This window comes from Bacillus sp. GMa5/1, assembly GCF_050172015.1.
GTDB lineage: Bacteria > Bacillota > Bacilli > Bacillales > Bacillaceae_G > Bacillus_A > Bacillus_A cereus.
The window spans coordinates 1-12,222 of record NZ_JBNLYC010000126.1 but is presented as its reverse complement, the minus strand read 5'-3'; the positions used below and the strand labels follow the sequence as shown (position 1 = coordinate 12,222).

The window sequence follows — 12,222 nt, the reverse complement described above, 5'->3', positions numbered from 1 at the left end:
GTATTACATTATTTATTTTCAGTTTCTTCAAAGCGCTGCTATATCCATTGACTCAAAACATGCCAAATTGGATTTCTCTCACTCTTTTCTCATTCATTGAAATTACACTAGATTGGTTCGTCATTCATACTGCTGATGATTGGATAGAAAGCGTACAAATGTCCAACTTAACTGAATTATGTGTCGTACTATTCTTTTTTCTATTAAATAAATTATTAAGTGACAAGAAAGAGTAAGAATACAAGCTTTTCTATATAAAAATTGGTACAATGAAAGCAAATCTTACTAAAGAGGTGTTAATTATGAACTTACAACAATGGGCTGATAAAGGTATGTCCTTTGATACATATGTGAATGAAATGCAAGTAAACCAATACGAGCTACTACACATTTACAATAATTTTTTAATTCCAAATGAATTACTTCCTGTATTAGAAGAACGTCAAAATGATGGCTGGCGTGTTATCGTATTAACTGCTGATTGGTGTGGCGATGCTCTTTTATGCGTACCTGTTATGAAACGAATTTCTGAAGTTGCAAATATTGATATGCGTTTATTAATTCGCGATGAAAACTTAGAATTAATGGATCAATATTTAACAAATGGAACAGCACGTGCGATTCCAATCTTTATTTTCATTGATAAAGATGGAAATGAACAAGCCGTCTTTGGACCACGCGCTCCAAAAGTACAAGAATTAGTAACTTCAATGCGCGCTACATTACCTGAAAAAGAAGATCCAACATTCGAAGAAAAACAAAAAGAAATGTATGCTAATTTCCGTGCTACATTAGCTGATGATACTTCTCTTTGGGAACATGTAATGGAAAACATGATAGAAAAATTAGTAAAATAAAAACCTGCCGAGCTCGGCAGGTTTTTATTTTACATAATGAAGAAATAGAATACCGCAGCTAAAATGAAACGATAATAAGCGAACGGTGTTAGTTTTACACGAGATAATAATTTTAAGAATGAGACAATTGCAAGCATCGCAACAACGAATGCAGTTACAAATCCTGTTGCAAATAGCGTTACATCTGCCGAGCTTAATACATCCCAGCTTTTAATTAAATCTAATCCAGTTGCAGCTACCATCATCGGTACTGCTAAAATGAACGTATATTCAGCTGCCGCTGTATGCGACACGCGAGCTAATAAACCACCACTTATTGTAGAACCAGAACGAGAAAATCCTGGCCAAAGTGCTAAACATTGGAACATTCCAATTGTAAATGCTTGCTTATATGTGATTTCATCTAACGTTCTTGCTGTACTTGGTTTTGAAAACTTCTCAGCAACAATCATTAAAATACCACCAGCTACTAAACTAATGACAACTGGTCCTGGACCAAATAAAACCTTTTTAATTGCACTATGGAATAATACACCGAGTACCCCGGCAGGAATCATCCCAATAATAATATGTAATAAATTTAACGATGGCCCTTCTTTTACTTTCCCAATTCCAACTAACGACCATAATCGTTTCCAAAATACAACTACAACCGCTAAAATCGATCCCAATTGGATTACAACTTCAAAAACTTTCGCTCTCTCATCGTCAAATCCAATTAAATGTCCTGTTAAAATCATATGTCCTGTTGATGATACTGGTAGAAACTCTGTTAACCCTTCAACAGCACCCATGATTAAACCAATTAACCAATCAGCCACAAGTAGTGCCTCCTTAATAACAAATAATATGTAATTTTTTCACACCTTATCATAATACCTTATCCCTTTTCAAAGTGCATCCTTTTTTTATTGGCTTCATATGTTGTAGGCGCGTATTTCTTTTCTAATCTTTGATTAAATTGTATGATAGTAAGAGTTTGTTTTTTTATACGGAAAGGGGATTTTATGAAAGAAACTACTTCATTCTCACAAAAGTTAAAGCAATTTGTATTACTATTTTTTCCGATTTTCGTAACGCAAATGTCATTATTTGCGATGAGCTTTTTCGATACAACAATGTCAGGACATGCAAGCCCAACTGATTTAGCAGGTGTCGCAATTGGAACAAGTATATGGATTCCAGTTAGTACTGGGTTAACAGGAATTTTAATGGCCACGACTCCCATTGTTGCACAGCTCGTTGGATCCAAGAAAAAAGAGGACGTTCCCCACGTTGTCATACAAGCAGTTTATTTAGCAATTTGTGCTAGTTTCGTTGTTATCCTCATCGGTTTCTTCGTCGTTTCACCTATTTTAAACGGCATGCGCTTAGAAGAACCTGTGGAACGTATTGCAGCTCAATTTTTAAGTATTATCGCAATAGGAATTATACCTTTATTCACTTACACGGTTTTACGTGGATTTATTGATGCATTAGGAAAAACTCGAACAACGATGATTATTACATTACTATCATTACCAATTAACGTAATATTAAATTACTTATTAATCTTTGGTAACTTCGGTTTCCCAAAACTTGGTGGTGTTGGAGCGGCAATTGCTTCCACTGCAACATATTGGTGCATTTTAATTATTACAGTCATTATTATTCAGACGAAAGAGCCTTTTGCCTCTTTCAACATTTTCAAACAATTATACCGCCCTTCTCTTTCGAGTTGGACAGCATTCTTAAAGCTTGGCGTCCCTATCGGATTTGCTATCTTTTTTGAAACGAGTATTTTCGCTGCGGTAACGCTTATGATGAGTAATTTTAGTACGACAACTATTGCAGCTCACCAAGCAGCTATGAACTTTGCTTCCTTGTTATATATGACTCCGCTAAGTTTAGCAATGGCAATGACTATTGCGGTCGGATTCGAAGTTGGTGCAAAACGTTTCGATAATGCAAAACAATACGGACTGATTGGAATTGGATTAGCCCTTGCCTTTGCTTTATTATATTCGATTCTTCTCTACTTCTTTGATGATCAAATTGCTTCTATTTATACGACAGATGCAAAAGTTCATCATTTAGCAAAAGAATTTCTTATCTTTGCGATTTTATTTCAAATTTCAGATGCAATTGCAACCCCTGTACAAGGAGCTCTGCGTGGTTATAAAGATGTAAATGTCGCTCTAATTATGACTTTAATTGCTTATTGGATAATAGGTCTACCACTAGGTTATATATTAGCAACGTATACAGAATGGGCCGCAAAAGGCTATTGGATCGGTCTTATTATCGGTCTAGCATTTGGCGCTGCCTTCCTACTTATCCGTCTCTTTCAAGTACAACGAAAATATACAACACAAAACAGCCGCTAATAATAAAGCGGCTGTTTTCTTTATGCATATTTTTTCTTGTAACGTATAATATAATGAAAAAGAAAGGTGGGTACATATGGACGACAAAGAAAAAAAGCAATCATTCGATGAAGAATTTGCCCCTGAAATTTCACCTGGATATCGGCAAGATGTACATAAGCCACCTAAATATAAAAACACTTCGTTTTTAATGGGCATTACCATTTTCGCTGCTGTATTACTCATACTTATCATTTTCGTTTATTTTTGATGAAAGGTGGCCTATTATATGAAGAAACAAGATTCCAATCGTTCAAAAAGAACTGTTAAAACACAAAAAGGATATGCAGGGGATTCTGTTCATACCCTTAAACAAGTCGAGCAAGGAAATTTATATATTGCTCAAAAAGAACTTGGTCAACAAAATGAAAATCTTTAAAGGCCCTTTATTCCTTGAGGGCCTTTTTATTCCGCATTAAGTAGTACACACCCCAAAATGTTCTATTGAGCAATGAATTTCCTTTATTGTACGCGCTGCTTTTGTTCTAGCACCATAAATATATTATTAACCTTTACAATTTTCACTTCATAATTCAATTTCATTTCGCTTCTCTTACCATTTTCAGTACCCGCAACGTACGCTACAGCTTGATAAAGAAAACTCTCATCGGTCTCTTCACGTATCTCCTCGTTTGTAAATTTATACTCTAAATCTCGAAAACGATTTGGATAATAATTTCCCATTAATTGTTCATACCCTCTATTTAAAAATAGTTCTTCACCTTTTCGTTTCACATCTTCTTTATTAGTAGACCCAAACACTGATAGTTGCTCGGTCACAAAATGCTCTCCTACCTTTTTCATTTCATTATGAGTTAAATTTTCTATACTTTTGTTCTTTAACTCCTTATTTAACTCGTACTGATCAATCGGTTTAAAGGTAGCAAAAACCTCCTCTTTATATGACCAAAACAATATAAAAGCGATACATAGAGAACTGATTAACAGTCTTTTTTTCGTAATGCTCCCGCCCTTCTTCATAATGATAGCTATATTTTAACATATAGAAAGAAAATTCTGATATCATAAAGTGGAATAACTTAACTTAGAAACGAGGAACTTGAATTCATATCGGGTATAGAACAACTGAAAATAATACTGCAGGGATGAGATTACATTCTCTCCCTCTGCTCTCTCTCCTCATACAACATTAACTTTTTATCCATTTCAACAATGACTTTATACAGTTGAAATACTTGTAAAATTTGCAGTTGAATTTCAAAAGGAGCATTCTGTTCTTTTAACCATTGAAATACTTTCGTTTCATCTTTCATTGATTATTCCTCCCTTTATCCTGCTATTTGCGGGTAGCCCGATTAATGAGGGCTGATAATCAGTGGGGGATTGACAAAACCCCCACTGATTAAAGATTCACTTTATTAAAATCTGCTATAAATATACGGTAAATGATGAAAAGCTTTTCATGTCAACAACAAAAAAGGATGCAAAGTTGCATCCTTTAATGTACGATATTTTTCTTCTGCTCCGCTTCTTTCTTTACTTCTTCCCCTTGGCATTCACTACGAAATGCACAACTTATACACTCAGAACGAAAATGACGCTCTGTATAATGCTCAGGTTGTTGCAACATTTCTTTCATTCTAGATAAATCAGCCATTCCAGTTATAATATCTTCCTGTTTTGGAATGTACTCATACTTAGTTCCTTCTATTAAATTAATAACTTCAATCTTTCCTGGAAGAACGCCGAAAGCTTTATAACTGAATACTGTCATTAGCTTCTGACAAAGAGCAAGCATTTCCTCATCCGCATCGACGACATACTTTTTAATTACAAACGACCCAGCACTCCACTCACCAACTTCAAATGTCAATGACATGTGGACACCTAACTCTTCCATATATGTTTGAAACTTCTCGTATAAAAACAATGGTGGTGTCTGACTATCATCCTTTTCAACAAACTGTAATAAGTGATCCGTTAGCTTAGCTAATACAATATAGTACTCCGTCTTCGAAGCAAACATATTAATCCTTACTTTTTTCCAATACTTTTCTATTAATATTAAAAGTACAAATTTCGTTTGTTGACCCGCAGGTAGCGTGTAATACTCGTTAATAATTTGATTGACAATCATTTGTGCTATTTGTTGCCATTCAAATGAAGAAGGTTCTCTTCTTTTTATATGACGAAAATAAAATTTATGCGGACAACGCATAAAATCATACAAATGATAATCTGTCATCGTTTTGATTGAGATTTTCTCATGCACTTGCTCTTCATCTCCCTTCTGCCATTAAGAAAGGTGTTTTACAAATTCAGCTCCAAACTGTAAACATTTTTCTACATCTTCATCTTCTGGCGTTAATTCTACTTTTAGTCCTTCTAACACAACTGCTGCCCCGCGCTCTTGTAGCTTTTCTATTAAAATGTCAACTGCCACTCCGTATTTCGGATAAGCCGAATCACACGATCCGAATACTGCCGCTTTTTTCCCAGTTAAATCAATAGAATCCATTGCATCATAAAAATCTAAGAAATCATCAGGAAGATCACCATCTCCCCAAGTATATGCACCTAAAATAATTCCATCATACTGTTCTAATATAGAAGCTTCTGGTGAATCCATAATATCAATAACTTCAATTTCATTTTCTGTTTCACGAATTACGCCGGCAATGTGGTCAGCCATTTCCTCGGTATTTCCACTCATACTTGCAAAAATCATTACTAACTTACTCAACTGAACCTCTCCCTTTACTTTGTATCTCTTTTTCTGTTTGAATGCTCTTCTTCTCATCTACATATTCAGACCGAATTACATTTCTTTGCCATTCCATATGCTGATCAACATCTTTATCTTTATCTTTATTTTTATCTTTTAATCCCCTCCGCAGAAGGTGAAAATTTTTTCTCATTAACATGTCGCATCTATCCTATTGATAATAATTATCAATTTCAACTACTTTTAGATTAATTGACATTGATTATCAATGTCAACAACTTTTTTTAAAAAAATGATTAAAATGTACAAGCTTGTCCGTTAGCTATTCATATACTATGAATGAGCATAGTTCTTTCTCAGCCCTCTCTGACGGAAAGAAATAAAAGCAACTGCAATAGAGTGCAGTTGCCTTTTTTTGTTTTTCTATGATTTTAGTAATCTTATAGTCGTCTCTAAAAATAGCTCCACTCCACAAATTAATGCTGATTCATCCACGTCAAATTTCGGATGATGATGTGGATAACAAGTATATATATTTTCATTACCTGTTCCTAATTTAATGAAACAACCGGGTGCTTTTCTTAAATATGCTGAAAAATCTTCCCCACCCATAGAAGGTTCAAGCTTCACAACACGCTCATTCCCAAACAAATGTAGTGCACTTTCTTCTACTATTTTCGTAATATATTCATCATTAATAACCGGATCATATCCATATCGATACGTATATGTATACGATCCTCCATGTGCTTCTGTAATTCCTTTCACAATTTTCTCGATTTTCCCTTCTGCTTCCACCCTCAATGCTTGATTAAATGAACGAACGGTTCCCATTAAAGTTGCTGTACTAGGAATAATATTGTCAGCCGTTCCCCCATGAAATTGTGTAACTGAAATAACCCTTTGCATAAAAGCACTCGTATTTCTTGATACGATATGTTGTAAATTTGTAATAATCTGTGCTCCGATAGCAATAGGGTCTATCGTTTCTTCTGGCCGCGCCGCATGTCCTCCTTTGCCTTGAATTTCAACTGTAAATACGTCTGGTGCCGCCATCATCGGCCCATACACAATTCCTATCTTTCCGCTTTCTAATCCAGACATAACATGTAAACCTATTACATAATCAACACCGTCCATTACACCTGCCTCAACCATTTCTTGTCCCCCACCGGGATACACCTCTTCTGCGTGCTGAAAGAATAGACGAATCTCACCTGCAAAATCTTCCTTTATATTTGATAGCACCTCTGCTGTGCTTAATAAAATAGCTGTGTGAGCATCGTGCCCACATGCATGCATCATTCCTTTATTCACAGATGTATAAGATTTACTTGTCTCCTCTTGAATTGGCAAAGCATCTATATCAGCTCGAATCGCAATTACTTTCCCTTGCTTCACACCTCTTTTAATTGCTAGTACACTATACTTCGTCGGTCTCGTTACTTCAAAAGAAGAAAATGAGCATAATGTATCATATATAAATTGCGAAGTTTCTTTTTCATGAAATGATAATTCCGGATACTTATGGAAGTGCCTTCTCCATTTCACGATATTTTCTTCCGAAATTAGATTCTTCCACACTCTATTCATGATAATTTCCTCCTTTTCAAAAGAACTAGAAATTTAAAAGTTTACTCCGTCTTGAATGATTAATAAAAACAAATACTGTATTTTTACGTATTCTTATAGTCCACTTTTATGTATTCACACAATCCACTTTCTATTTACATGTCAAACCCATTACAAATTCATGCTGAATGTAATATAATTGCTAAGTTAGGGATTTTCTTTTTTAGTATTTAGTGCTAATATCAAAAAAGAGCCTTTTGACTTATTTTTACCTAAAATGTGGGATTTTGTTTTTTTCACAATAATGTAGGACATGATACCTACAAAGAGCTATTATTTCATTAAGAGAGGGAAAGACATGGAAAGATTAAAAGAGATATGGTCTCGACCACTCACACAATGGGTTGCAAAGACGGTTTATTATCTTGCAATTTTATTTGCATTACTTTGGTTGTATGGATTCCATGATACAAACACAAGTACATTTATTTACAATGAATTCTAGGGTGGGAACGTTATGAAGTTATTAGAACAAATTGAAAAGTGGGCTGCAGAAACGCCTGATCAAACCGCTTTTGTTTGGCGAGATGCGAAAATTACGTACAAACAATTAAAGGAAGATTCTGATGCGTTGGCACATTGGATTTCTTCTGAGTATCCAGACGATCGTTCACCAATTATGGTGTATGGCCATATGCAACCTGAAATGATTGTTAACTTTTTAGGATGTGTAAAAGCTGGACATGCTTACATTCCTGTAGATTTATCTATCCCAGCTGATCGTGTACAACGTATTGCTGAAAATTCTGGTGCGAAATTACTTTTATCGGCAACAGCAGTAACTGTAACTGATTTACCAGTTCGCATCGTAAGTGAAGACAACTTAAAAGATATTTTCTTTACTCATAAAGGGAACACTCCAAATCCTGAACATGCGGTAAAAGGTGATGAGAACTTCTACATTATTTACACATCAGGAAGCACAGGTAATCCGAAAGGGGTTCAGATTACTTATAACTGCCTTGTTAGCTTTACAAAATGGGCTGTAGAAGATTTCAACTTACAAACAGGGCAAGTATTCTTAAATCAAGCACCTTTCTCATTCGATTTATCTGTAATGGATATTTACCCATCATTAGTAACAGGTGGTACACTTTGGGCAATCGATAAAGATATGATTGCGCGTCCAAAAGACTTGTTTGCTTCTTTAGAGCAATCGGATATTCAAGTATGGACTTCGACACCTTCTTTCGCTGAAATGTGTTTAATGGAAGCATCCTTCTCTGAAAGTATGCTACCGAACATGAAAACATTCTTATTCTGCGGTGAAGTGTTACCAAATGAAGTGGCTAGAAAATTAATTGAGCGTTTCCCAAAAGCAACAATTATGAATACTTACGGTCCAACAGAAGCTACTGTCGCTGTAACAGGTATTCACGTTACAGAAGAAGTGCTTAATCAATACAAATCACTTCCAGTTGGCTATTGTAAATCAGACTGTCGCCTTCTTATTATGAAAGAAGATGGCACGATTGCACCTGATGGTGAAAAAGGTGAAATCGTAATTGTCGGTCCAAGCGTAAGCGTTGGATATTTAGGAAGCCCTGAATTAACAGAAAAAGCATTTACTATGATTGACGGTGAGCGCGCCTATAAAACAGGCGATGCTGGCTATGTTGAAAATGGTCTTCTATTCTATAATGGTCGTCTTGATTTCCAAATTAAGCTGCATGGTTATCGAATGGAATTAGAAGAAATTGAGCATCACCTTCGTGCGTGTTCTTACGTAGAAGGAGCAGTTATCGTTCCAATTAAAAAAGGTGAGAAATACGATTATTTATTAGCGGTTGTTGTTCCTGGAGAACATTCATTTGAAAAAGAATTCAAATTAACATCTGCAATCAAAAAAGAACTCAATGAGCGATTACCAAACTACATGATTCCACGTAAATTCATGTATCAATCTTCTATTCCAATGACACCAAATGGAAAGGTAGATCGCAAAAAATTATTGAGTGAGGTTACAGCATGACCGCATATGGATCATTTTATTTTTTCGCTATAGTGGGCATTTTATTAATACCTACTATCATAGCTGGATTAAAAGGTAAAATGTTGCGTAAATATAATGCCGTTTTAACATTAGTCATGCTTGCTATTATCTTCTCAGATAAACCGAAGCAAGCGATTATGTTAGCCGCATTTATTATTTGGCAATATGCCCTAATTAAAGGCTATTTACTTTTAAGAAAACAAAATAATAGTACATTCACATTTTGCATAGCTGTTATTTTATCGATTTTGCCTCTTATTTTGGCAAAAATCGCACCATTTGCATCGTTACTACCTGAGTTAAAACTTGTTGTTTTTCTAGGTATATCTTACGTAACATTCAGAGCAGTTCAAATGGTATTTGAAGTTCGTGATGGTTTAATTAAAGAGCTTTCTTTCTTTAACTTCTGGGAATTCGTTTTATTTTTCCCTGCGATTTCAACAGGACCTATCGATCGTTACCGTAGATTCCAAAAAGATATTCAAAAGCCACCTAGCGCTGAAGAATATCAAAATTTACTATATACAGGACTAAATCGTATTTTCCAAGGTTTCTTGTATAAATTTATTATTGCTTACTTAATAAAGCAATATTGTATGGATCCAGCATTCGCTCAACACGATACAATCTTTTCAAATATGATTTACATGTATAGCTATAGCTTATATCTATTCTTTGATTTTGCTGGTTATAGCTCTTTTGTAATTGGTGTAAGTTATATGATGGGAATTAAAACGCCAGAAAACTTTAATAAGCCATTCCTTAGTCGTAATATTAAAGACTTCTGGAACCGCTGGCACATGAGTTTATCATTCTGGTTCCGTGACTTCATCTACATGCGTTTCGTATTTTTTGCAACGAAGAAAAAGTTAATTAAGAACCGTTACACAATTTCGTATATCGGTGCATTTTTAAACTTCTTCATTATGGGAATTTGGCATATCCAAGGAAGCGCTGTTGCGCAGTATATTATTTATGGTCTATATCATGCCGCACTGTTTATTTTATTCGATATTTTCGAACGAAAAAACAAGAAGCATAAATTTTGGCCAAACAATAAATTCACACGCATCCTTGCGATTGTAATTACGTTCCACATTGTATGTTTCGGTTTCCTAATCTTCTCTGGACACCTTAACAGATACTTTTAATGCACCCTTCTTATTCCATTAAGAAGTTGCACATATAATATATTTCGGATATAAAGGAGATTTTAAAAATGGCAGAATTCAAAGAGCAAGTATTAGATATTTTAGAAGAAGTATGTGAAAACGATATTGTGAAAGAAAACTTAGATGTTCAATTATTTGAAGAAGGTATCCTTGATTCTTTCGCTGTAGTATCTTTATTAGTTGAATTCCAAGAGCGTTTAGATATTGAAGTTTCTATTTCTGATTTTGACCGTGACGAGTGGGCTACACCAAACATGGTTATTAAAAAGTTGGAAGAAATCCGATGAACAAAGCAAAATTTGGTCCGATGCTTTTAGCATTGGCCCTTTTTGCTGTATTCTTACTTATTCCAACGCGCTTCCTACTTCCACTTTTAAGTGATGAAAAAGTAGAACAAGCTGCTACTTCTTTAAAAGAAGAAAAAATTCAAAGTATGATTTTACAGCAAAAGATGTTAGCAGATCCAAAATATCTTCCGATGTACGGTTCATCGGAATTCGCACGTATGGATGCTTTCCATCCATCTAATTATTTTAAAGTAAAGCCTGAAGGGTTTACACCATTCCTTCTTGGACGCGGCGGAACACAAGACCTTGTACATGTGTTAAACTTTGCATCTACAATGGATCAATTGAAAGATAAGAAAATGGTATTCGTTCTTTCTCCGCAATGGTTTGTACCACAAGGTATTGATGAAACGCACTTTGCACCTAACTTTTCAAAACAACAAGGTTACCACTTCATTTTCAACAATGATTTAAAACCTGAAATGAAAAAACAAATTGCAAAGCGTTTATTAAACTTTGAGATTGTAAAAAAAGAAACTTTATTAAAAATCTCGCTTGAAGGTATCGCTTATGATGATACGAAGTATAAAGTAAAAGCAATTGCTGCTAAACCTTTCGCTTATATTTACCGTAACATTTTAGATCGTAAAGATTTATTTACAGCTATGTTTAATATTAAACCGCACAAAGAGAAGCTCGATCCTTCATTAAAACAAATGAACTGGGAAGAAGCTCGTAAACATGCGGATCAAACAGGTGCAGCAGAATCTGGATCTAATCAATATGGTATCGAAGATGGTTACTTCAATAGCAAAATTAAGAAAAAATTAAAGCAACGTGAAGGTTACTTAAAAAATGATGCTTACGACCAATCGCCAGAATATGAAGATTTACAAATTGTACTTGATTTATTAAAACAATCTGGTGCAAAACCACTCTTCATTTCTGTTCCTGTCAAAGGTCCTTGGTACGACTACGCTGGCTTCCCGAAAGAACGCCGCGAAGCATACTATAAGAAAGTTCATGAGCAAATTGAAAAAGCTGGTTATCCAATTGCCGACTTCTCAAATCATGAATATGATAAATACTTCTTAAAAGATCATATGCACTTAGGTTGGAAAGGCTGGGTTTACATCGACGAAGCCATCCAACAATTTTATAAAGCAAACTAGTGAAAAGACCGCTTGAAT

Annotated in this window: 17 protein-coding genes; 10 read left to right on the top strand and 7 right to left on the bottom strand. The window is 34.9% G+C overall.

The features are described 5' to 3' along the window. Positions 1 to 236 (top strand): YrvL family regulatory protein (locus ACQGSG_RS21840; protein ID WP_426947999.1); only part of this gene is annotated, 236 nt, incomplete at its 5' end. Between the two features lie 33 nt (positions 237 to 269). After that, a complete protein-coding gene (locus ACQGSG_RS21835) occupies positions 270 to 857 on the top strand; it encodes a thioredoxin family protein (RefSeq protein WP_001999429.1) in 588 nt (195 codons plus the stop codon). A 29-nt stretch (positions 858 to 886) separates the two neighbouring features. On the opposite strand, the gene uppP is transcribed toward ACQGSG_RS21835, so the two are convergent. After that, entirely contained in the window at positions 887 to 1,678 is a 792-nt protein-coding gene (gene uppP, locus ACQGSG_RS21830; protein ID WP_000796258.1) for a bacitracin resistance undecaprenyl-diphosphatase, read from the bottom strand. 186 nt (positions 1,679 to 1,864) lie between these two features. Here uppP and ACQGSG_RS21825 point away from each other — a divergent pair, with 186 nt between their 5' ends. From ACQGSG_RS21825 to ACQGSG_RS21815, 3 genes are all read left to right on the top strand, one after another. Further along, positions 1,865 to 3,223, top strand: coding sequence for an MATE family efflux transporter (locus ACQGSG_RS21825; protein ID WP_000665550.1), 1,359 nt, complete (start codon positions 1,865 to 1,867; stop codon positions 3,221 to 3,223). 76 nt (positions 3,224 to 3,299) lie between these two features. Further along, positions 3,300 to 3,473: a hypothetical protein gene (locus ACQGSG_RS21820; protein WP_000341062.1), complete on the top strand. Its 174-nt coding sequence runs from the start codon at positions 3,300 to 3,302 to the stop codon at positions 3,471 to 3,473. An 18-nt stretch (positions 3,474 to 3,491) separates the two neighbouring features. Beyond that, positions 3,492 to 3,641 carry a hypothetical protein gene (locus ACQGSG_RS21815; protein WP_000743742.1) on the top strand — a complete coding sequence of 50 codons (150 nt, stop codon included), beginning with the start codon at positions 3,492 to 3,494 and terminating at the stop codon, positions 3,639 to 3,641. Between the two features lie 83 nt (positions 3,642 to 3,724). On the opposite strand, the gene ACQGSG_RS21810 is transcribed toward ACQGSG_RS21815, so the two are convergent. From ACQGSG_RS21810 to amaA, 6 genes are all read right to left on the bottom strand, one after another. Continuing rightward, positions 3,725 to 4,243, bottom strand: a complete 519-nt coding sequence (locus ACQGSG_RS21810) for a hypothetical protein (protein ID WP_000715261.1) — start codon at positions 4,241 to 4,243, stop codon at positions 3,725 to 3,727. A gap of 131 nt (positions 4,244 to 4,374) precedes the next feature. Then, on the bottom strand, positions 4,375 to 4,536 hold the full coding sequence (locus ACQGSG_RS21805) for a hypothetical protein (RefSeq protein ID WP_325842214.1): 162 nt from the start codon (positions 4,534 to 4,536) through the stop codon (positions 4,375 to 4,377). A 185-nt stretch (positions 4,537 to 4,721) separates the two neighbouring features. Then, a complete protein-coding gene (locus ACQGSG_RS21800; RefSeq protein ID WP_098340927.1) occupies positions 4,722 to 5,495 on the bottom strand; it encodes a hypothetical protein in 774 nt (257 codons plus the stop codon). Between the two features lie 24 nt (positions 5,496 to 5,519). Beyond that, entirely contained in the window at positions 5,520 to 5,966 is a 447-nt protein-coding gene (locus ACQGSG_RS21795) for a flavodoxin (RefSeq protein WP_000041153.1), read from the bottom strand. Continuing rightward, positions 5,959 to 6,147: a hypothetical protein gene (locus tag ACQGSG_RS21790; RefSeq protein WP_000929019.1), complete on the bottom strand. Its 189-nt coding sequence runs from the start codon at positions 6,145 to 6,147 to the stop codon at positions 5,959 to 5,961. The genes ACQGSG_RS21795 and ACQGSG_RS21790 overlap by 8 nt, the downstream gene beginning before the upstream one ends. A gap of 224 nt (positions 6,148 to 6,371) precedes the next feature. After that, positions 6,372 to 7,541 (bottom strand): N-acyl-aliphatic-L-amino acid amidohydrolase, encoded by a 1,170-nt coding sequence (amaA, locus tag ACQGSG_RS21785; protein WP_001082787.1) that lies wholly within the window; start codon positions 7,539 to 7,541, stop codon positions 6,372 to 6,374. 337 nt (positions 7,542 to 7,878) lie between these two features. Here amaA and ACQGSG_RS21780 point away from each other — a divergent pair, with 337 nt between their 5' ends. From ACQGSG_RS21780 to dltD, 5 genes are all read left to right on the top strand, one after another. Further along, on the top strand, positions 7,879 to 8,025 hold the full coding sequence (locus ACQGSG_RS21780; RefSeq protein WP_000440293.1) for a teichoic acid D-Ala incorporation-associated protein DltX: 147 nt from the start codon (positions 7,879 to 7,881) through the stop codon (positions 8,023 to 8,025). Between the two features lie 12 nt (positions 8,026 to 8,037). Then, a complete protein-coding gene (dltA, locus tag ACQGSG_RS21775) occupies positions 8,038 to 9,552 on the top strand; it encodes a D-alanine--poly(phosphoribitol) ligase subunit DltA (RefSeq protein ID WP_000770512.1) in 1,515 nt (504 codons plus the stop codon). Next, positions 9,549 to 10,724, top strand: coding sequence for a D-alanyl-lipoteichoic acid biosynthesis protein DltB (dltB, locus tag ACQGSG_RS21770; RefSeq protein ID WP_098340928.1), 1,176 nt, complete (start codon positions 9,549 to 9,551; stop codon positions 10,722 to 10,724). The genes dltA and dltB overlap by 4 nt, the downstream gene beginning before the upstream one ends. A 68-nt stretch (positions 10,725 to 10,792) precedes the next feature. Next, a complete protein-coding gene (dltC, locus tag ACQGSG_RS21765) occupies positions 10,793 to 11,032 on the top strand; it encodes a D-alanine--poly(phosphoribitol) ligase subunit DltC (RefSeq protein ID WP_000807310.1) in 240 nt (79 codons plus the stop codon). Continuing rightward, positions 11,029 to 12,204, top strand: coding sequence for a D-alanyl-lipoteichoic acid biosynthesis protein DltD (dltD, locus tag ACQGSG_RS21760; protein ID WP_053513481.1), 1,176 nt, complete (start codon positions 11,029 to 11,031; stop codon positions 12,202 to 12,204). The genes dltC and dltD overlap by 4 nt, the downstream gene beginning before the upstream one ends. The last annotated feature ends 18 nt before the right edge of the window (positions 12,205 to 12,222 follow it).

Coding starts and splice junctions, on each gene's coding strand:
- ACQGSG_RS21835 (WP_001999429.1), top strand. CDS start 270: ATGAAAGCAAATCTTACTAAAGAGGTGTTAATTATGAACTTACAACAA.
- ACQGSG_RS21825 (WP_000665550.1), top strand. CDS start 1,865: ATGAAAGAAACTACTTCATTCTCACAAAAGTTAAAGCAATTTGTATTA.
- ACQGSG_RS21820 (WP_000341062.1), top strand. CDS start 3,300: ATGGACGACAAAGAAAAAAAGCAATCATTCGATGAAGAATTTGCCCCT.
- ACQGSG_RS21815 (WP_000743742.1), top strand. CDS start 3,492: ATGAAGAAACAAGATTCCAATCGTTCAAAAAGAACTGTTAAAACACAA.
- ACQGSG_RS21810 (WP_000715261.1), bottom strand. CDS start 4,243: ATGAAGAAGGGCGGGAGCATTACGAAAAAAAGACTGTTAATCAGTTCT.
- ACQGSG_RS21805 (WP_325842214.1), bottom strand. CDS start 4,536: ATGAAAGATGAAACGAAAGTATTTCAATGGTTAAAAGAACAGAATGCT.
- ACQGSG_RS21790 (WP_000929019.1), bottom strand. CDS start 6,147: ATGTTAATGAGAAAAAATTTTCACCTTCTGCGGAGGGGATTAAAAGAT.
- amaA (WP_001082787.1), bottom strand. CDS start 7,541: ATGAATAGAGTGTGGAAGAATCTAATTTCGGAAGAAAATATCGTGAAA.
- ACQGSG_RS21780 (WP_000440293.1), top strand. CDS start 7,879: ATGGAAAGATTAAAAGAGATATGGTCTCGACCACTCACACAATGGGTT.
- dltA (WP_000770512.1), top strand. CDS start 8,038: ATGAAGTTATTAGAACAAATTGAAAAGTGGGCTGCAGAAACGCCTGAT.
- dltB (WP_098340928.1), top strand. CDS start 9,549: ATGACCGCATATGGATCATTTTATTTTTTCGCTATAGTGGGCATTTTA.
- dltC (WP_000807310.1), top strand. CDS start 10,793: ATGGCAGAATTCAAAGAGCAAGTATTAGATATTTTAGAAGAAGTATGT.
- dltD (WP_053513481.1), top strand. CDS start 11,029: ATGAACAAAGCAAAATTTGGTCCGATGCTTTTAGCATTGGCCCTTTTT.